The sequence below is a fragment of the Desertimonas flava genome, assembly GCF_003426815.1.
Classification (GTDB): domain Bacteria; phylum Actinomycetota; class Acidimicrobiia; order Acidimicrobiales; family Ilumatobacteraceae; genus Desertimonas; species Desertimonas flava.
On record NZ_QKYK01000020.1, the window covers coordinates 21,289 to 40,305 of the forward strand.

Annotated in this window: 19 protein-coding genes; 7 read left to right on the forward strand and 12 right to left on the reverse strand. The window is 69.9% G+C overall.

From position 1 onward, the window contains the following. Positions 1-33: 33 nt before the first annotated feature. Entirely contained in the window at positions 34-3,651 is a 3,618-nt protein-coding gene (gene rpoB / locus DN771_RS19660; RefSeq protein ID WP_116999266.1) for a DNA-directed RNA polymerase subunit beta, read from the reverse strand. A 338-nt stretch (positions 3,652-3,989) separates the two neighbouring features. Between rpoB and mftA the strand changes: the two genes are divergently transcribed. Genes mftA through DN771_RS19680 form a run of 4 tightly spaced genes read left to right on the forward strand, consistent with a single transcriptional unit; the run spans position 3,990 to position 6,185 of the window. Then, positions 3,990-4,127 (forward strand): mycofactocin precursor MftA, encoded by a 138-nt coding sequence (mftA, locus tag DN771_RS19665; protein ID WP_116999267.1) that lies wholly within the window; start codon positions 3,990-3,992, stop codon positions 4,125-4,127. Between the two features lie 13 nt (positions 4,128-4,140). Continuing rightward, entirely contained in the window at positions 4,141-4,428 is a 288-nt protein-coding gene (gene mftB, locus DN771_RS19670) for a mycofactocin biosynthesis chaperone MftB (RefSeq protein ID WP_116999268.1), read from the forward strand. Beyond that, the gene (mftC, locus tag DN771_RS19675; protein WP_116999269.1) at positions 4,425-5,597 is read left to right on the forward strand and encodes a mycofactocin radical SAM maturase; all 1,173 of its coding nucleotides are present in this window, start codon (positions 4,425-4,427) and stop codon (positions 5,595-5,597) included. The genes mftB and mftC overlap by 4 nt, the downstream gene beginning before the upstream one ends. 3 nt (positions 5,598-5,600) lie before the next feature. After that, positions 5,601-6,185 (forward strand): glycerol-3-phosphate acyltransferase, encoded by a 585-nt coding sequence (locus tag DN771_RS19680; protein WP_116999270.1) that lies wholly within the window; start codon positions 5,601-5,603, stop codon positions 6,183-6,185. Positions 6,186-6,258: 73 nt separating this feature from the next. Here DN771_RS19680 and DN771_RS19685 read toward each other — a convergent pair whose 3' ends face one another. Next, a complete protein-coding gene (locus tag DN771_RS19685; RefSeq protein WP_116999271.1) occupies positions 6,259-7,305 on the reverse strand; it encodes a phosphotransferase family protein in 1,047 nt (348 codons plus the stop codon). A 191-nt stretch (positions 7,306-7,496) separates the two neighbouring features. Here DN771_RS19685 and DN771_RS19690 point away from each other — a divergent pair, with 191 nt between their 5' ends. Further along, complete coding sequence (locus DN771_RS19690; RefSeq protein ID WP_116999272.1) at positions 7,497-8,369, forward strand: NAD(P)-dependent oxidoreductase; 873 nt, start codon at positions 7,497-7,499, stop codon at positions 8,367-8,369. Between the two features lie 27 nt (positions 8,370-8,396). On the opposite strand, the gene DN771_RS19695 is transcribed toward DN771_RS19690, so the two are convergent. Together DN771_RS19695 and guaA are read right to left on the reverse strand one after the other, a co-directional pair. Further along, positions 8,397-9,710 carry a C40 family peptidase gene (locus tag DN771_RS19695; RefSeq protein WP_116999273.1) on the reverse strand — a complete coding sequence of 438 codons (1,314 nt, stop codon included), beginning with the start codon at positions 9,708-9,710 and terminating at the stop codon, positions 8,397-8,399. 109 nt (positions 9,711-9,819) lie between these two features. Continuing rightward, positions 9,820-11,388, reverse strand: coding sequence for a glutamine-hydrolyzing GMP synthase (guaA, locus tag DN771_RS19700; protein WP_116999274.1), 1,569 nt, complete (start codon positions 11,386-11,388; stop codon positions 9,820-9,822). A gap of 99 nt (positions 11,389-11,487) precedes the next feature. On the opposite strand from guaA, the gene DN771_RS19705 reads away from it, so the two are divergent. Next, on the forward strand, positions 11,488-11,904 hold the full coding sequence (locus tag DN771_RS19705) for a hypothetical protein (protein ID WP_116999275.1): 417 nt from the start codon (positions 11,488-11,490) through the stop codon (positions 11,902-11,904). 99 nt (positions 11,905-12,003) lie between these two features. Then, complete coding sequence (locus DN771_RS19710; RefSeq protein WP_116999276.1) at positions 12,004-13,431, forward strand: pyridoxal-dependent decarboxylase; 1,428 nt, start codon at positions 12,004-12,006, stop codon at positions 13,429-13,431. Between the two features lie 109 nt (positions 13,432-13,540). Here the strand turns inward: DN771_RS19710 and DN771_RS19715 are convergent, their stop codons facing one another. The 8 genes from DN771_RS19715 to DN771_RS19745 form a co-directional block, all read right to left on the reverse strand. After that, entirely contained in the window at positions 13,541-14,176 is a 636-nt protein-coding gene (locus DN771_RS19715) for an NUDIX hydrolase (RefSeq protein WP_162942165.1), read from the reverse strand. Between the two features lie 31 nt (positions 14,177-14,207). After that, on the reverse strand, positions 14,208-14,375 hold the full coding sequence (locus DN771_RS29690) for a hypothetical protein (RefSeq protein WP_162942166.1): 168 nt from the start codon (positions 14,373-14,375) through the stop codon (positions 14,208-14,210). Between the two features lie 69 nt (positions 14,376-14,444). Then, on the reverse strand, positions 14,445-14,921 hold the full coding sequence (locus DN771_RS19720) for a hypothetical protein (protein ID WP_116999278.1): 477 nt from the start codon (positions 14,919-14,921) through the stop codon (positions 14,445-14,447). A gap of 85 nt (positions 14,922-15,006) precedes the next feature. Continuing rightward, positions 15,007-15,483 (reverse strand): methyltransferase, encoded by a 477-nt coding sequence (locus tag DN771_RS19725; RefSeq protein WP_162942167.1) that lies wholly within the window; start codon positions 15,481-15,483, stop codon positions 15,007-15,009. Between the two features lie 38 nt (positions 15,484-15,521). Next, complete coding sequence (locus tag DN771_RS19730; protein ID WP_116999280.1) at positions 15,522-16,055, reverse strand: GNAT family N-acetyltransferase; 534 nt, start codon at positions 16,053-16,055, stop codon at positions 15,522-15,524. Positions 16,056-16,267: 212 nt separating this feature from the next. After that, positions 16,268-17,905 (reverse strand): chaperonin GroEL, encoded by a 1,638-nt coding sequence (groL, locus tag DN771_RS19735; protein ID WP_116999281.1) that lies wholly within the window; start codon positions 17,903-17,905, stop codon positions 16,268-16,270. Positions 17,906-17,913: 8 nt separating this feature from the next. Continuing rightward, positions 17,914-18,213 (reverse strand): co-chaperone GroES, encoded by a 300-nt coding sequence (groES, locus tag DN771_RS19740; RefSeq protein ID WP_162942168.1) that lies wholly within the window; start codon positions 18,211-18,213, stop codon positions 17,914-17,916. 159 nt (positions 18,214-18,372) lie between these two features. Next, on the reverse strand, positions 18,373-18,987 hold the full coding sequence (locus DN771_RS19745) for a Maf family protein (RefSeq protein ID WP_227462417.1): 615 nt from the start codon (positions 18,985-18,987) through the stop codon (positions 18,373-18,375). Positions 18,988-19,017 lie beyond the last annotated feature (30 nt).

Below are 19,017 nucleotides of genomic sequence, written 5' to 3' on the forward strand. Positions count from 1 at the left end.
GTTCTCGTAGTTCTCTGTCTCAGTTCGTCGCGTTCAGAAGGAACGGCTGGCCCGGCGGGCTTCGCGCTCTGCGTCGTCCTCGTCGGTGCCGCGCTCGGGGCGGGAGATGTCGATGCCGAGCTCCTCGGCGGCCCGGAAGACGTCCTCGTCGAGGTCGCGCATCTCGATCTCGGAGCCGTCGGTGGCGAGCACCTCGACGTTGATGCAGAGGGCCTGCATCTCCTTCATGAGCACCTTGAAGCTCTCGGGCACGCCCGGCTCGGGGATGTTGTCGCCCTTGACGATGGCCTCGTACACCTTCACGCGGCCGAGCACGTCGTCGGACTTGATGGTGAGCAGCTCCTGGAGGCAGTAGGCCGAGCCGTACGCCTCGAGGGCCCACACCTCCATCTCACCGAAGCGCTGGCCACCGAACTGGGCCTTACCGCCGAGCGGCTGCTGGGTGATCATCGAGTACGGGCCGGTCGACCGGGCGTGGATCTTGTCGTCCACGAGGTGGGCCAGCTTGAGGATGTACATGTAGCCGACGGTGATCGGGTTGTCGTACGGCTGGCCCGTGCGCCCGTTGTACAGCGTCGTCTTGCCGTCGGAACCGATGAGGCGGCGGCCGTCCACCGACTCGGGGTTGAGGTTCTCGAGGATCGACTGGATGGTCGGGTGCTGCCCGGCCCGGTCGACCTCGTCCCAGTGGGCACCGTCGAACACCGGCGTGGCGATGAACGTCGACGGCGTCGTGTTGGGGCGCGTCTTCGACTCTGTGCCGCGGATCGGCTCGCGGCCGACCTTCTTGTCGTTCTTGACGTCGTCCCAACCCCAGCGGGCGCAGTAGCCGAGGTGGGCCTCGAGCACCTGCCCGACGTTCATCCGGCTCGGCACGCCGAGGGGGTTCAAGATGATGTCGACGGGGGTTCCGTCGGCGAGGTACGGCATGTCCTCGATCGGGAGGATCTTGGAGATGACGCCCTTGTTGCCGTGGCGGCCGGCGAGCTTGTCGCCGACGCTGATCTTGCGCTTCTGGGCGACGTAGATCCGCACCAGCTGGTTGACGCCGGGCGGCAGCTCGTCGCCGTCGTCGCGGTTGAACACCTTGACGTCGATGACCTTGCCGTTCTCGCCGTGGGGCACCTTGAGGGACGTGTCGCGCACCTCGCGGGCCTTCTCACCGAAGATGGCGCGCAGGAGGCGCTCCTCGGGGGTCAGCTCGGTTTCGCCCTTGGGGGTGACCTTGCCGACCAGCACGTCGCCGGGGCCGACTTCGGCGCCGACGCGGATGATGCCGCGGTCGTCGAGGTCGGCGAGGATGTCGTCGCTGAGGTTCGGGATGTCCCGGGAGATCTCCTCGGGCCCGAGCTTGGTGTCACGGGCGTCGACCTCGTGCTCGTGGATGTGGATCGACGTGAGCACGTCGTCCTTCACGAGCCGCTGCGACAGGATGATGGCGTCCTCGAAGTTGTAGCCCTCCCACGGCATCAGGGCCACGAGGAGGTTCTTGCCGAGGGCCAGCTCGCCGTGATCGGTCGACGGGCCGTCGGCGATGATCGTGCCCTTGGTGACCTTGTCGCCCTCGAACACGCGCGGCCGCTGGTTGATGCAGGTGTCCTGGTTCGAGCGGCGGAACTTGGCCAGGCGGTAGACCTTCTTGCCGAGCGTCTTGTACTGGACGGTGATGGTGTCGCCGGTGACCTCGGTGACCTCGCCGTCCTCGAGCGCCTGGATCAGGTCGCCGGCGTCACGGGCGGCGCGGTCCTCGATGCCCGTACCGATGTAGGGCGCCTCGGCCCGCACCAGCGGGACGGCCTGCTTCTGCATGTTGGCGCCCATCAAGGCCCGGTTGGCGTCGTCGTGCTCGAGGAACGGGATCAGCGCCGTGCCGACCGAGACGATCTGCTTCGGCGAGACGTCCATGTAGTCGACCTCGGCCGGCGGCACGTAGGCGATGTCGGTGGTGGCGCCGAAGAAGCTCTCGGCCTCGAGCATGCGCTTGAGGTCCTCGAGGTTGGCGGCCTGCGGTGACCGGCGCACGAGCACCCGCTCGTCGGCGAACGTGCCGTCGGGGTTGACGGCGGTGTTCGCCTGGGCGACGACGTAGTTCTCCTCCTCGTCGGCGGCCATGTAGACGATCTCGTCAGTGACGCGACCGTCGACCACCTTGCGGTACGGCGACTCGATGAAGCCGAACTCGTTGACGCGGGCGAACGTGGACAGACCGCCGATGAGGCCGATGTTGGGGCCTTCCGGCGTCTCGATCGGGCACATGCGGCCGTAGTGGCTGAAGTGGACGTCGCGGACCTCGAAGCCGGCGCGCTCACGGGACAGACCGCCGGGGCCGAGTGCCGACAGGCGACGCCGGTGGGTGAGGCCCGACAGCGGGTTCACCTGGTCCATGAACTGCGACAGCTGGGACGTCCCGAAGAACTCCTTGATCGCGGCGACCACGGGGCGGATGTTGATGAGCGTCTGGGGCGTGATCGCCTCGACGTCCTGGGTCGTCATGCGCTCACGGACGACGCGCTCCATGCGGCTGAGGCCGATGCGCACCTGGTTCTGGATCAGCTCGCCGACGGAGCGGATGCGCCGGTTGGCGAAGTGGTCCTGATCGTCGAGGCGGTAGCCGGGCTCCTGCTTGACGAGGTGGAGCATGTACGTGACCGCGGCGAGGACCTCGCAGCGGCTGAGCACGTTCTGGTCCTCTTCGGGCAGGTCGAGCTGGTCCTCGGTGAGGCCGAACAGCTCACCGAGACGGGCAACCTCGGCGCCGAGCTTGCGGTTGAGCTTGTAGCGGCCGACGCGGCTGAGGTCGTAGCGACGGCTCTCGAAGAAGGCGTTACGGAAGTAGGCGCGGGCCGACTCCACGGTCGGCGGCTCGCCGGGACGGGCTCGCTTGTAGATCTCGACGAGGGCCTCGTCCTGCGTCGGGGCGAGGTCGCGCTCCTTGTCCCACTGACCCTGGAGGAAGTCGAAGTGGTTGACGAAGCGGTCGAGGAAGCCGGGGGCGCCCTCCTCGTCGTAGCCGAGCGCGCGCAGCAGCATGAAGATGCCGAGGCGACGCTTGCGGGCGACGCGGGTGCCGGCGGTGACGTCCTTGCCGGGCTTCTGCTCGACGTCGAACTCCATCCACTCGCCGCGGTAGGGATGGATCGTGCCCTTGACCAGCTGGTGCTTGGTGAGGTTACGCAGGCGGTAGCGCTCGCCGGGCTCGAAGATGACGCCGGGGGAACGCACGAGCTGCGACACGACGACGCGCTCGGTCCCGTTGACGATGAACGTGCCCTTCTCCGTCATGATCGGGAAGTCACCCATGAACACCGTCTGCTCTTTGATCTCGCCGGTGTTGCGGTTCATGAACCGGGCCCGCACGAAGACGGGCGCCGAGTACGTCATGTCCTTTTCCTTGCACTCCTCGACGGAGAACTTGGGCGGCGGACGAAGATCCTCGTCGAACGGGTCGAACTCCAGCTCGAGCTGGAGGTTCTCGGAGAAGTCCTTGATCGGGCTGATGTCGCGGAACGTGTTGGCGAGGCCCTCGTTGAGGAACCACTCGAAGCTCGACCGCTGGATGGCGATCAGGTCGGGCAGCTCGAGCGGCTCGAGCAGGTTGGCGAACGAGTAGCGCTCACGGGACACAGCGGTTGACGCCGAAGCATTGGCCACGAATCACTCCCTTACAGGTAGGTGGGGGTCACGAGATGAGTCACGGAAGTGCGGGCGCGACGAACGAGCACTCGAGGTGAGTGTGAGGACAGGCGACGCACGGCAACTGACGAGCCTATCGGCGCAGAGCGTAGGGAATCAACCCGCCACGGGGCTGGGCGCAGCCGGGCAGGGAACCTCTGTTCTGGGGCGTGTGCGAGACAGGGTAAACAGCAAGGCTCCCGGTGTCAAGTACCCCAGACGGCGCCGCGACGGGGCCGGCGGGCCGCACCGGCAGGCCGCCGCCGGCGTCGCACCGGGCAGGCCGCCGCCGGCGTCCACGCACTAGCGTTTGGCCGATGAACAGCCCGACCGTCACCGACGACCGCGACGCCGCGCTCGACACGCCCGCCGCCGAGCCGGCCGAACCGCAACTGATCGAGACCGAACTGCTCGTCGAGGAGATCTCCATCGACGGCATGTGCGGCGTCTACTGAGCCCGGCCCACCGGTGACCGACCGCGACGTCTTGGATCGCCACCTGCGGCTCGACGAACAGGTGGCCCTGCGGCCCGAGCCGTTCGGCGCGCTCGCCTACCACTACGGCAACCGCAAGCTGGTCTTCCTCCGGCACCCCGACGTCGTGCGAGTGGTGGAGGCCCTTCCCCGTCACGCCACCACGGCCGCCGCCCTCGCCGGCTGTGGCATCGCCGAGTCTCGCTGGCCGTCGTTCGCCGGGGCACTGTCCTCGCTGGCCGACTCCGGCCTGCTCGTCGAGGTCCCCGAGGCCGCCCCGTGACCGCTTCGCCCCTCGTCCAGCAGCTCAAGCAGGGCCTCGACGCGCCGATCTGCCTCACGTGGGAGCTCACCTACGCCTGCAACCTGGCCTGCGTCCACTGCCTGTCGTCGTCGGGGCGTCGTGACCCGCGCGAACTCACCACCGACGAGGCCACCGCCGTGCTCGACGAGCTGCGGCGCCTCCAGGTCTTCTACATCAACATCGGCGGCGGCGAACCGATGCTGCGCCGCGACTTCTTCGACATCGTCGACCACGCCGTCGCCCCGCCCGACGGCGGCCTGGCCATCGGCGTGAAGTTCTCCACCAACGGCACCTACCTCGATGCGGCCGCCGCCCGCCGGCTCGCCGCCACCGGCTATCTCGACGTGCAGATCAGCCTCGACGGCACCGACGCCGCCACCAACGACCACGTCCGCGGTGACGGTTCGTACGCCAAGGCCCGCCAGGCCATGGACAACCTGGCCGATGCCGGGTTCGGGCCGTTCAAGATCTCCGTCGTCGTCACCCGCCACAACGTCGACCAGCTCGACGAGTTCAAGGCCTTGGCCGACTCGTACGGCGCCCAGCTGCGCATCACGCGCCTGCGGCCCTCGGGACGCGGCGCCGACTCCTGGCACGAACTGCACCCCACCAACGCCCAGCAGCGCCAGATCTTCGACTGGCTGCTCCTCCACGGCGACTCGTCGGCGCCGCTCCCGGTGCTCACCGGCGACAGCTTCTTCCACCTCAACGCCCTGAGCGCCGACGTGTCGCTGCCCGGGCTCAACATGTGCGGCGCGGGCCGGGTCGTGTGCCTGATCGACCCGATCGGCGACGTCTACGCCTGCCCGTTCGTCATCCACGACGAGTTCAAGGCCGGCTCGGTGCGCGACCCCGGTGGTTTCACCAGGGTCTGGCGGGAGAGCGAGCTGTTCCTCGGCCTGCGCGAGCCCGAGGCGGCGGGTGCGTGCACCAGCTGCGGCAGCTACGACGCCTGCCAGGGCGGGTGCATGGCCGCCAAGTTCTTCACCGGGCTGCCGCTCGACGGCCCCGACCCCGAGTGCGTCAACGGCCACGGAGAGGCCGCGATCGGGGCGGTCGACCTGGCGATCGTCCCCAAGCCGGCCGCCGACCACTCACGGCCGGTGCGGCTGATGTCGCGCCGTCAGGCGACCGCACCCCTGGGCTGAGCCGTGTGGTGGCTCGCCGTCATCCCCGCCTATCTGGTCGGGACGTTCCCCAGTGCCGATCTGGTGGCGTCGGCGTCGGGCGTCGACATCCACGTGTCCGGGTCGGGGAACCCGGGGGCGTCGAACGTCACCCGCACGCTGGGCTGGCGCAAGGGCGTCGTCGTGTTCCTCCTCGACATGCTCAAGGGCGTGGTCGCGGCTCTGGTCGGGCTGTGGCTCGGCGGGCGGGCCGGCGGGCATGCGCTGGGCCTGGCCGCGGTCGTCGGCCACGTCTTCCCCGTGACCCGGCGCTTCCGTGGCGGTAAGGGCGTGGCATCCGCCGGAGGCGTCACCCTGACGCTCCATCCGATCGTCGGCCTGTGCGTGCTGGCGATCTGGTTCGGGCTCTCGCGCATCACCCGCAAGGCCGCCATCGCGTCGATCGTCGCCGTCGTCGCCACGCCGATCGGCGTGGCGATCAGCGGTCGCCCGGCGTGGGAGGTGGTCACGATGGCCGGCCTGGCCGCCCTGCTCATCGTCCGCCATGCCGGCAACATCAAGCGCATGGTGCGCCGCGAAGAGCTCTCCCTCGACCGCTCAGCCGCCTGACGCGCGACGACGGGCGCGGTGCGCGGGACTTCCGAGATAGTGCCAGGCACTATCTCGGAAGTCGGCACGGCCGTCAGGGGCGGTAGCGGGCGAGGGCCGCCTGGGCGCCGTCGATGAGGTCGAAGATGCCGTCGCCGATGGCGTGGACCTCGGCACTGCCGAGCTGGTCGCCCATCGCCCCGTGGAGGTAGCGGGCGTAGACGCCCTCCAGGATGATCGCCAGCCGCCAGTACTGAAAGGCGACGTAGTAGTCGATCGCCGAGAGGTCCCGCGTGGACTTGCTGGCGTAGCGCTCGAGCAGGGCGGCGAAGGTACCGAACCCTCCGGCCGACGTGGGATCGTTGTGGCGCCCGTCGTCGGATGCCTCGTCGGACCAGTGCACCCCGATGTAGCCGAGATCGGCGAGCGGGTCACCGATCGTGCAGAGCTCCCAGTCGAGCACGGCGACGATGTCGCCGGTGGCCGGGTCGATGATGGTGTTGCCGAACCGGTAGTCGCCGTGGGTGATCGCCGCCCCTTGTTGCTCGGGGATGTTGTCCGCCAACGCCGTGGCCAGCTCGTCCACGGCGGGGAGGTCACGCGTCTTGGAGCCGGCCCATTGCTTCGACCAGCGACGGATCTGGCGCTCGACATACCCTTCACGCCGGCCGAAGTCGCCCAGTCCCACCGCGTCGGGATCGACGTCGTGCAGGCTGACCAGGACGTCGACGAGGCTCTCGGTCATGTGCGCCCGCACCGGCATGCTCAACGGCTCGGCCTTCGGCGGGGCGTCGACCACGACACCGTCGACCATCTCCATGACGTAGAACGGCGAGCCGTTCACCGACTCGTCGGTGCACAGGCCGAGCGTCGCCGGCACCGGCACCGCCGTCGGGCCGAGCGCCGTGATCACGCGGTGCTCGCGGGTCATGTCGTGCGCTGTCGCGAGCACGTGGCCGAGCGGGGGCCGGCGCAGCACGTACCGGTCGCCGTTGGCGCCGACGACGCTGAACGTCATGTTCGAGCGACCGCCGCCGATCCGGTCGTAGCGGAAGGGAGGCTCTGCTCCCGCGACGTTGGCCGTGAGCCACGCACCGACCTTCTCCGTGTCGATGCCTTCCGGATCGATGCCCTCAGTCACGACCGGTCACCGTAGTTGGGGCGCCCGTCCGGCACCCGATTCGAGCGTGCAGCGTCGCCAAGGGTCGGTCCGCGATGGTCGCCGGGCGGGTTCGCTGGCAGCAGATGGCCCTGGAGTGCGACCATGCGGACGACGTCCGAACAGGGCCAACACGACGGGTTCTCTGGACCCTTCCGATCGGAGCACACGACATGACAGACATCGCCTTCCTCGGACTCGGCGTGATGGGCGCACCGATGGCCCGCCACCTCGCGGCCGCCGGCCACCACGTGACGGTGTACAACCGCACCGCTGCCCGCGCCGAGGCCTGGGTCGCCGCCAACGGCCAGGCGTCCGCCGCGACGCCCGCCGCCGCCGTCGCCGGCGCACGGCTCGTGATGGTCTGCGTCGGCAACGACGACGACGTCCGTTCGGTCGTGTACGGCGACGAGGGTGCCCTCGGGGCGATGGAGCGCGGAGCGATCCTCGTCGATCACACGACCGCCTCGGCCGACCTGGCTCGGGAGCTGGCCGGTCGGTGCGCGGCGGCCGGCGTGGGATTCGTCGACGCCCCCGTCTCCGGCGGGCAGGCGGGCGCCGAGAACGGGCAGCTGACCGTCATGTGCGGTGCCGACGAGCCGTCGACGTTCGCCGCGGCCCGTGACGTGATCGCCGCCTACGCCAAGAAGTGCGAACACCTCGGGCCGGTGGGCGCCGGCCAGCTCACGAAGATGGTCAATCAGATCTGCATCGCCGGCATCGTCCAGGGACTCGCCGAGGCGATCAACTTCGCAGCGCGAGCCGACCTCGACGTCGACCTCGTGGCCGACGTGATCGGTCAGGGGGCCGCCCAGAGCTGGCAGATGGACAACCGGGCGCGCACGATGGCACGCGGCGAGTTCGACTTCGGCTTCGCCGTGCAGTGGATGCGCAAGGATCTCGCCATCGCCCTCGGCGAGGCTCGACGCATCGGCGCCAGTCTCCCCGTCGCCGCGCTCGTCGACCAGCTCTACGAGCGGGTCGAAGCCCGCGGCGGGTCGCGGTGGGACACGTCGTCGCTCATCGCGTTGCTGCAGACACCCTGAGCGTGGTGCCCGGGATGGGCCGTGGCGTCAGCCCGGGCGGGCGAAACCGACCGCCTTGCCGAAGTTGACGCTGGTCACATTGACGACCGATCCCGTGTTGGGGGCGTGCACCATCTGGCCGTTGCCGATGTACATGCCGACGTGGCTGATCGGCGAGTAGAAGAAGATCAGGTCGCCGGGCTGCAGCTGGGCGGCCGACACGTGCGGCAATGAGGCGTACTGCTGGGCCGACTGGTGCGGCATGTACACGCCGACGGTGCCCCATGCCCAGGACGTGAGCCCGGAGCAGTCGAAGGCGACGCCCGGAGAGGCCGCGGCAAACCGGTACGGCGTGCCGAGCTCGCTCATCGCGGCGTTCACCGCGCCGCCCGCTCGGGACGACGCCGGTGGGATGGCGCCACCGCCACCGCCTCCGCCGCCACCACCGGACGAGCCACCACCGCCGGAGCTGCCACCGCCGCCGGAGTTGCCGCCGTTCGAGCTTCCCCCGGAGTTGCCACCGCCCGAGTTGTTGCTGCCGCCGCCGGAGTTGTTGCTGCCGCCCGAGTTGCCACCACCCGAGGGCGGCGTGACGGTGGGACGAGCGGTGTCGGCCTGCTGCTGCTGCTGCGCCTGCTGGCGCTGGGCGGCCTGTTCGGCCGCCGCCTGGGCGGCGGCCTGCTCGGCCAGCATGCGCTCGTACGACTCGCGGGCCCGGCGCTCCTCCTCCTCGCGGATGAGGTCACCGAGCTCGGCCTCGGCCTCGGCCCGAGCCTGCTGGTATTCGGCCTTCTGCGCTTCGGTCGCCTCCTGGGCGTCGGCGACCTCGGCCTGCTTGTCCTCGGCTTCGCCCCGCTTCTCCTCGAGGTCGTCCTTGTCCTCGGCGAGCTGGTTGAGCTCCCGCTCGAGGTCGTCGGAGTCGGCGGTGCCGGAGTTGAGCGCGACGCGGGCGAGCTCGTCACGCTGGAGATCGGCGGTGAGCGTGTCGGTGCTGGAGAACAGCGCCCCGAGACCGCCCGACCCGGCACCCATGAAGGTCTGGACCGCGACGTCTCCGAGGGTGCTCTGCAGTTCGGCGACCCGCTGCTCCTGGGCAGCGACGGCCTCTTCGGCGTCTGCGACGTCCTCGTTGAGCTGGCGGAGCTCGTCGGTGGCAACGACCAACTCCTCGGCCAGGATGTCGGCCTGCTCCTCCAACGCCTCGAGTTGGTCGGTCAGCTGCTCGACGCGATTGCGCTGGTCCTCGATGGGATCGGCCCCCGCCACCGTTCCGGTGAGGAGGGGCGCTGCGACGATGGCGGCGCCGGCGACCAGGACGGACGTGAGACGGGCGGACCAGAAATCACGGCGTGACGGCTTCATGACGCACGGCAGCCTAGCCCAAGATTACGAACTGATGTCAATCATCGCGACGCGATCGCGACAAACGTCATCAAAATCGCGGACAGGCGCCGACCCACATCGTGAGGGCCTATTCCCACTCGATCGTGCCCGGCGGCTTCGACGTGACGTCGTACACCACGCGGTTGATGCCATGGACCTCGTTGATGATGCGGTTCGACATCCTCTCGAGCAGGTCATACGGCAGGCGCGCCCAATCCGCGGTCATCGCGTCGTCGCTGGTGACGGCGCGGATGATGATCGGGTGGCCGTAGGTGCGCTCGTCACCCATCACCCCGACCGACCGGATGTCGGCGAGCACGGCGAACGACTGCCAGATCTCCCGTTCGAGGCCGGCGGCGGCGATCTCGGCCCGCACGATCGCGTCCGCCCGCTGGAGCAAGGCCACCTTCTCGCGGGTCACCTCACCGATGATGCGCACGCCGAGGCCGGGACCGGGGAACGGCTGGCGGTACACCATGTGGTCGGGCAAGCCGAGCTCGAGGCCGAGCTTGCGCACTTCGTCCTTGAACAGGTCCCGCAAGGGCTCGATGAGCTCGAGCTTCATGTCCTCGGGGAGCCCACCGACGTTGTGGTGACTCTTGATCACGGCAGCGGTGCCGTCGGCGCCTCCGGACTCGATGAGGTCGGGATACAGGGTGCCCTGCACGAGGAAGCCGGCCTCGACCAGCCCACCGGTGTGCTCCTCGAAGATGCGGATGAACTCGTCGCCGATCGCCTTGCGCTTCTCCTCGGGCTCGGTGACGCCGTCGAGGCGGGCGAAGAAGCGATCGGCCGCATCGACGTGGATCAGCTCGAGGCCCATCTCCCGGCGGAACGTCTCGGTGACGTCGGCGCTCTCGCCGAGGCGCATCAGGCCGGTGTCCACGTAGACGCACGTGAGCTGGTGGCCGATCGCCCGGTTCACGAGCGCTGCGGCGACCGCCGAGTCGACGCCGCCCGAGAGGGCGCAGATCGCCCGGCCCTCGCCGACCTGCTCGCGGATCCTGGCGACCTGCTCGTCGACGATCGACGACATCGTCCATGTCGGCCGGGCGCCGGCCCGCTCGTGGAGGAACCGCCGCAAGACCCCCATGCCGTAGGGCGTGTGCCCAACTTCGGGGTGGAACTGCACGCCGTAGATGCGCCGCTCCTCGTTCTCGAGCACGGCCACGGGGGCGTCGGCCGTCGACGCGGTGGCGGTGAATCCCGGCGGCGGCGTCTTGATGGCCACACCGTGGCTCATCCACACGTCGTGGGTCTCGGGCGCGTCGTCGGGCAGCACCAGCGAGGGGGCATCACGACGCATCGACGTGCGGCCGTACTCGCCGCGGGCGCCACGGTCGACATCGCCGCCGAGCTGGAGGGCGAGCAGCTGGGCGCCGTAGCAGATGCCGAGGATGGGGACGCCGAGCTCGTAGATCTCCGGATCGAGCAGCGGGGCGCCCTCGACGTACACGCTGGCCGGCCCGCCCGACAGGATCAGCGCCGACGGGCGCTTGGCCGCCACCTCGGCCGGGGTGATGCGGTGACGGACGATCTCCGAGAAGACCTCGAGCTCGCGGACGCGCCGGGCGATGAGCTGGGCGTACTGCGCCCCGAAGTCGACGACGAGCACGGGGCCGGCCGGGTCGGCGGGGGGAACGGCTGCGGTGGGCATGGACTCCGTGTCGCTCAAGGCTCCGATCGTATTCGCTCCGACCGCTGGTCGGCAGGTGACGTCTGGGTGAATTCGGTTCGATTCCGGTAGACCGGTTGCATGCCTCGCCCCGGATCGCGGCCCGACCTCGGCCGCGGCCTCCTCTCGTTCGTCGCCATCCTGCTGGTCACCCTGGCCGTCGCCACGCTGACGTCGGGGGCGGTCGAGGCATCCACCCCGCCCGACGGTTCCGCACCGCCCGCCTCGGTGGTCCCGGCGGCGGTCGCCGAGGGCGACGAGACCGTGGTGTCGGTCGGTGCGGCGGGCGCGGCGATCGCCAACAACGACTTCATGCCCGAGCGCGAGAACCTGTCGGAATGCATCGGCGCAGTGCAACGGCCGAACTGCGGCAGCAAGGCGAAGGGCGGCTGGCGGCAGGGCCTGACGTTCGGCGTGATCGCCGGCGGCATGGCGCTGATCGGCTGGCGACTGGTGGTGTCGGTCCGCAAACGCGACCGCGCCCTCAACGCATCCTGACGCTCACTGCCCGACCGCCCGACGCCTCGGGCCGTCGGCGCAACGAGCTCCAACTCCTCGGTCGCGTCGTCCACTTCGCGGGCACGCCAGACTGGCGCGATGACGCCAGAGGAGTTCCGCCGCGCCGGCCACCAGCTCGTCGACTGGATCGCCGAGTACGTCGCGAACGTCGAGTCCCGGCCGGTGACGTCGGACGTCGTTCCGGGCGATGTGTTGGCCGCGCTGCCGGAGGCGCCGCCCGACACCGTCGACGACTTCGCCAGCGTCCTCGCCGACGTCGACTCGACGATCGTGCCGGCACTCACGCACTGGCAGCATCCGAGCTTCTTCGGCTACTTCCCAGCCAACAGCTCGTACTCCTCGATCCTCGCCGAACTGCTCTCGGCCGGTCTCGGCGTCAACGGGATGAGCTGGGTCACCTCGCCGGCATGCACCGAGCTGGAGATCCGCGTCGTCGACTGGCTCGCCGCGCTGCTCGGACTCCCCGACCGCTTCCTCTCGACGAGCGACGGCGGCGGCGTCATCCAGGGCACGGCCAGCGAGGCGACGCTGGTCGCCATCCTCTCGGCCCGCTGGCGGGCGACGAGCGGCCGCGTGAACAACGATGGCGACACCACCAAGCTCGTCGCCTACATCACCTCGCAGGCGCACTCGAGCCTCGAGAAGGGTCTGCGGATCGCCGGCATCGGCACCGCCCAGACCCGCATCGTGGCCCATGACGAGACGTTCGCCATGCGACCCGACGCACTGGCCGAGGCCGTCGCCGCCGACCGCGCGGCCGGTCTGGTGCCGTTCTTCGTCTGCTCGTCACGGGGCACGACCTCGTCGATGGCGTTCGATCCGACCCCGGCGATCGCCGAGATCGCACGCGCCAACGGCATGTGGCTGCACGTCGACGCCGCGATGTCCGGGATCGCCGCCCTCGCCCCGGAGTACCGCTGGGTCAACGACGGCCTCGAGTCCGCCGACAGCTATTGCACCAATCCGCACAAATGGATGGGCATCAACTTCGACTGCGACGTCTACTGGACGGCGGACCGCTCGGCACTGCTCGGCGCGTTGAGCATCTTGCCCGAGTACCTCCGCTCGGCTGCGGCCGCGGCCGGCGCGGCCGTCGACCTGCGGGACTGGCAGATCCCGCTCGGACGCCGGTTCCGATCGCTGAAGCTGTGGTTCGGTCTGCGCCTCGACGGCATCGACACGTTCCAGGCGCGCATCCGCGATCACGTCACGATCACCGCCGAACTCGCCGCATGGATCGCCGACGACCCCCGTTTCGAGATCGTCGCGCCCCACCCGCTCAACCTGGTGTGCCTGCGCGTGGCCGATCGCGCCGGCGGTGACGAGGCGACGGAACGGTTGATCGAGGACGCCAACGCGACCCGGCGGGTGTTGTTCACGCGCACGGTGCTCGACGACCGCCCGGTGCTGCGTTTCTCCGTCGGCGGCGCGCAGACCCAGCGCCGCCACGTCCGCGCCGCGTGGGAGCTCCTCCAGTCCCTGGTCGCGCCCGTCCCGGCCGGGTGACCCGCCGCCCGTGCTCCGCGTGAGGCTGGGATCGTGCCGAAAGCCGGGACGATCGGCGCCTCACTCCCCCTTGGAGGCTCCGCTGGCTGTGGCCGGGGCTGCGAACGTGTCAGCGGGCGAGGCGGCCGAGGAGATCGGTGAGCATCGACGCGGTGGCGCCCCAGACGGTCTCGTCGTCGAGCTCGTAGAAGTAGATGCGCCGTGACGTCGGCGGCTCGCCCCATCGCTCGACGCGCCACGTGTCGGGACGGACCAGTTCGCGCAGCGGCACCCAGAGGACGCGCTCGGCTTCCATCGAAGTCGGCTGGAGATCGAGCTGGGCGGGAACGCGGGCGACGATGGGGACGATGTAGCTGCGGCTGACGACGGTGGCCAGATGGTTGAGCTCGCCGACGACCTCGACGTCGGCGGCGACGAGGCCGACCTCTTCGTTGGCCTCGCGGAGGGCCGCCTGCTCGGCCGTCTCCCCCGGATCGAGGCGACCGCCGGGAAAGCTCATCTCGCCCGAGTGGCTGCGCAGCTTCCGTGACCGCCGGGTCAGCAGCACCCCGGCATCGCCGTGGGGCCCGTCGGCGAGAGCCACCAGGACCGCGGCCGGGCGGGCGTCAGGCCCCTCGTAGGTGGCCGGCCGGCTCGATGGCGAGGCGGCCAGAGCCGCCACCACGTCCTCGGTGCTCACCTCGAGCGGATACGGGGCCGGCGGTGGGGCGTCGAGCACCGACCAGGCGTGCGGGCGAGGTATCACCTGCTCACCGCCCGGGCGGCGCGTGCGGCTGTCAGTCAGCGGGCGTCCACCCGGACTCGCTGAGCTGGCGCAGCACCTCGGGCAGACCGGCGGTCTTGAGGTTGGCGAGTACCTTGCCCGGCAGCTCCTCGCCGGCCTCCCACTGCTCCCATGCCGTGATCAGCTTGGTGAGATCGGGCGGAGGGGTGTCGAACGCCATGGGGGTGACGCTACCGGCTGCCTCCAGACGTCAGCAGCCGTCGTCAGCAGCGGTCGTGAGCCTTGGTGTTCAGCCGTCACGGCGCTTGCGGGCGAACGCCCGCCCCTGGTTGACGAGCCGGCCGGCGGCACGGCCGATGGACTCGCTGCGATCGACCGGAGCGCCGGCCGGACGGACACGGGGACCGGGGTTGCGAAAGTTGGTGGTCGCCCACATCAACGCCATCACGGCCACGACGCCGAGCATCATCAGGCGGGACGCGTTGTCGATCTCGAGGAACGGCAGGACGGCGGCGAGGGCGATCGCCGCCATGACGCCGACGTCGAGCCATCGGTGAAGGGGTCGGCCGACCGCCCGCCAGGCGCCGAGCGGGCCGGTCACGATCGCCGCGTTGACCACGATCAGACCGCCGGCGAGCACCGGGAAGAACGGCTCGGGGTTCTGTACTCCACCCGCAACGAGCATCAGTCCGAGCACGTACTCGGCGCCCTGGTGCAGCCAGAACGGGCGCTGCGCCTTGTCGATTCGCTTGTCGTCGGCGACCACGCCGAGAACGTATCGGGTCGACCGCCGAGGTGGGCCGGTGCCCGGGTAGCAGATGGTGCCTGGCACCATCTGTTACTCGGTACGTTCAGGCGGCGAGGCGTCCGATGACGGTCGCGAGGGCCGGCGAGTCGCTCCGCAACAGGGTCGTGGCGAACCCGTGGCGCCCGAGGTTCGCGGCGACTCGTTCGAGCAGGGCGTCGTCCAGTGCCCCGGGTGTCTCGAACACGAGGTGGACCGCGCCGTGCGGTCGCAGTGCCGCGGCCAACGCCGCGCATTCGCGCTCCGCCTCCCCCGTCCAAAAGACGTTGACGTTGATGGCCAGGGCGACGTCGAACGGTGAGACGGCCTCGAAGTCGGCCAACGGCGAGACCTCGAACGCGGCGCGACCGGCGGCGACCGCGCCGACATGTCGCGCCGCCGCCTTGGCCACGGCGCCGGCCGACCGGTCGATGCAGAGGAGGAAGCCGGTCTCGAGCCGGTCGAGCACGAGCGCGGCGCCGGCACCGGTTCCCCCACCGATCTCGAGCACGCGCTCATGGCCGGCCAGATCGAGCCCATCCACCGCCCACGCCAGCCGACCTCGTCGTCGCTCGCCCCTCCTCACGTCACCGCCGGACGGAAGTACCACACCTCGTCGCGGTCGTCGCCGTCGGCGACCCGGATGGCTCCGGGGAATCGCCCGACCTCGCGCCACCCGAGCCGCGAGTAGTACTCCTCGAGCCCGGTTCGGCTGCGCGCCGACAGATAGAGCTGCTCGATGCCGGCGTCGGCCGCCGCCGCGACGGCGGCGTCGACGAGGCGGCGTCCGAGGCCGGATCGCTGGAAGTCGGGATCGACCATCAGCAGTTTGAGCATCGCCCGGTGCCGCACGACCGGCTCGGGTCCGGGCTCGAGACGGACGGTGCCGACGAGGCGACCGTCACGCCGGGCCGCCAGCAGCGTGGTGCGCCCGGCCGCCACCTCGGCGGCGATGTGCGCCGCGACCGGGTCGACCGCGGCCCGCTCCACGTGCGTCCCGAATCCCACCGATCCCCCGGCCACCGACACCCGATACCACAACTCCGCCAGCTCAGCCGTGAAGCCCTCGCCGACGTCCCGAACCACGCCGATTCCGATGTCATCCTCGTGACCCATGAGCGAGACGTCTATCACCCGTCACGAGATGACCAACGCGCGGAGCGAGGTTCGTGGGCAGTGCAGATGGAGACATCACGAGTTGACATGCAACTCGCGCTGACGGAGGAGAAGGATTTCAGCGCGAAAGAGCGGCCCTGCTTTGAGGGCCGCTCTTTCGCTCGAACAGTGAGGGGGTTCCAGAGGGGGGAGCTTGCTCCCCCCTCTGAGACTCACATCATGCCGGGCATGCCGCCCATGCCACCTGGCGGGCCGGCGGGGGCCGGTGCCGGGGGCTCGGGCTTGTCCGCCACCAACGCCTCGGTGGTGAGGACGAGGGCGGCGATCGACGCGGCGTTCTGCAGCGCCGCCCGGGTGACCTTGGCCGGGTCGATGATGCCGGCCTTCACCAGGTTCTCGAGCTGGCCGGTGGCGGCGTTGAGGCCGTTGGCACCCTTGGCCTTCTCGACCTGCTCCACCCAGACCGACCCCTCGAGGCCGGCGTTCTCGGCGATGTTGCGAGCCGGGGCGACGAGCGCCTCGTACACCGTGCGAGCACCCGTGGCCTCGTCACCCTCGAGCTTCTCGACCTCGGTGGCGACGGCGGCGCGGGCCCGGACGAGAGCGGTGCCGCCACCGGCGACCACACCCTCCTCGATGGCGGCCCGAGTGGCCGAGACGGCGTCCTCGATGCGGTGCTTCTTCTCCTTGAGCTCCACCTCGGTGGCCGCGCCGACCTTGATGACGGCAACGCCGCCGGCCAGCTTGGCGAGGCGCTCCTGGAGCTTCTCGCGGTCCCAGTCGGAGTCGGTGTTCTCGATCTCGACCTTGATCTGGTTGACGCGACCGTTCACCTCGTCCTTCTCCCCGCCACCGTCGACGATGGTGGTGTTGTCCTTGGTGATGATGACGCGCTTGGCCGTGCCGAGCAGGTCGAGCGTCACGTTCTCGAGCTTCAGGCCGACGTCCTCGCTGACGACCTGGGCGCCGGTGAGGACGGCCATGTCCTGGAGCATCGCCTTGCGGCGGTCGCCGAATCCCGGGGCCTTGACGGCCGCGGCGTTGAACGTGCCACGGATCTTGTTGACCACGAGGGTGGCGAGCGCCTCGCCCTCGATGTCCTCGGCGATGATGACCAGCGGGCGGCCGGTCTTCATCACGGCCTCGAGCGACGGCAGCAGCGACTGCACCGTCGAGATCTTGGCCTGGTGGATGAGGATGTACGGGTTCTCGAGGACGGCTTCCTGACGCTCGGGGTCGGTCACGAAGTACGGCGACAGGTAGCCCTTGTCGAACTGCATGCCCTCGGTGAACTCGAGCTCGGTGCCGAACGTGTTCGACTCCTCGACGGTGACCACGCCGTCCTTGCCGACCTTGTCGATGGCGTCGGCGATGACCTCGCCGATGGACGGGTCGGCGGCCGAGATCGTGGCGACGGCCGCGATGTCGGTCTTGTCGCCGACGTCCTTGGCCTGCGACTGGATCGACGCGACGGCGGCGGCGACGGCCTTCTCGATGCCCTTCTTCAGGCCCATCGGGTTGGCGCCGGCGGCGACGTTGCGCAGACCACGCTGCACGAGAGCCTGGGCGAGGACGGTGGCGGTGGTGGTGCCGTCACCGGCGACGTCGTTGGTCTTCGTCGCCACTTCCTTGACGAGCTGGGCGCCCATGTTCTCGAACGGGTCGTCGAGCTCGACTTCCTTGGCGATGGACACGCCGTCGTTCGTGATCGTGGGGGCTCCCCACTTCTTGTCCAGGACGACGTTGCGGCCGCGGGGGCCGAGCGTCACCTTGACGGCGTCGGCGAGCTTGTTGACGCCCGCCTCGAGGGCGCGGCGTGCGTCCTCGTCGAACTTGAGAATCTTGGCCATGGTCTGCCTCAGTCGACGATCGCGAGGACGTCACGGCTCGACAGGATCAGCAGATCGCTGCCGTCGACGGTGACCTCGGTGCCGCCGTACTTCGAGTAGAGGACGGTCTGGCCGACCTCGATGCCGAGCGGGATGAGCTCGCCGGAGTTCTCGGCCCGCTTGCCCGGACCGACGGCGAGCACCTTGCCCTGCTGCGGCTTCTCCTTGGCGGTGTCGGGGATGACGAGACCCGAGGCAGTGGTCTGCTCGGCCTCGTTGGGCTGGACGACGATGCGGTCATCGAGCGGCTTCAGGCTCATGGGATTCATGCCTCCATTGGCGTGATCGTGTCGGAACAGGATGCGTCCGAGAACGGTTAGCACTCGGCTGGTGCGAGTGCCAGCGTAGGCTGCGACACGCCGCGTTAGCAACCGCGGGGTGAGAGTGCTAAACGCCCTGCTTCGCCGGAGTTCGGACGCCGGCCACGATCACCGCCGCCCGGCCGGCAGCCAGGTCGTCAGCGCCGCCAGCAACGCGACCAGTTCGGCGAGCGGAAGTCCGACGACGTTGCTCGTGCTGCCCTCGATCCGCGTGACGAAGGCGCCGCCGTGGCCCTGGATCGCGTAGGCGCCGGCCTTGTCGTGCGGCTCCCGGGTGCCGACGTACCAGTCGATCTGCTCGGCGCCGAACGCCGTCATCTCGACCGACGTGCTCACCACCTCCGTTCGGACCTGCCCGCCCGCGGCGACCGACACGCCGGTGTGGACGTGATGCCAACGCCCCGACAGCAGACGCAGCATCTTGCGGGCCTCGTCGTCGCTCCCGGGCTTGCCGAGGACCACGCCGTCGACGTCGACGACGCTGTCCGCGGCGACGACCACGGCGTCCGGTCGGGCCGTGGCGATCGCCGTCGCCTTGTCGTGACCCAGTCGCCGCACGAGGTCGACAGCCGCCTCCCCCGGACGCGGGGTCTCGTCGACGTCGGGCGGCTCCACGCGGAACTCGGCGCCGAGCTGCGCCAGCAGTTCGCGACGGCGCGGCGACCCCGAGGCGAGAATCAGCGGACGAGTCAGGGCGGCCACGGCCGGGTGGGGAAGGGTCACGGCGTCAGTCTGCCGACGTGGCGAGGCAGA

Coding starts and splice junctions, on each gene's coding strand:
- mftA (WP_116999267.1), top strand. CDS start 3,990: ATGAACAGCCCGACCGTCACCGACGACCGCGACGCCGCGCTCGACACG.
- DN771_RS19690 (WP_116999272.1), top strand. CDS start 7,497: ATGACAGACATCGCCTTCCTCGGACTCGGCGTGATGGGCGCACCGATG.
- DN771_RS19695 (WP_116999273.1), bottom strand. CDS start 9,710: ATGAAGCCGTCACGCCGTGATTTCTGGTCCGCCCGTCTCACGTCCGTC.
- guaA (WP_116999274.1), bottom strand. CDS start 11,388: ATGCCCACCGCAGCCGTTCCCCCCGCCGACCCGGCCGGCCCCGTGCTC.
- DN771_RS19705 (WP_116999275.1), top strand. CDS start 11,488: ATGCCTCGCCCCGGATCGCGGCCCGACCTCGGCCGCGGCCTCCTCTCG.
- DN771_RS19710 (WP_116999276.1), top strand. CDS start 12,004: ATGACGCCAGAGGAGTTCCGCCGCGCCGGCCACCAGCTCGTCGACTGG.
- DN771_RS29690 (WP_162942166.1), bottom strand. CDS start 14,375: ATGGCGTTCGACACCCCTCCGCCCGATCTCACCAAGCTGATCACGGCA.
- DN771_RS19730 (WP_116999280.1), bottom strand. CDS start 16,055: ATGGGTCACGAGGATGACATCGGAATCGGCGTGGTTCGGGACGTCGGC.
- groL (WP_116999281.1), bottom strand. CDS start 17,905: ATGGCCAAGATTCTCAAGTTCGACGAGGACGCACGCCGCGCCCTCGAG.
- groES (WP_162942168.1), bottom strand. CDS start 18,213: ATGAATCCCATGAGCCTGAAGCCGCTCGATGACCGCATCGTCGTCCAG.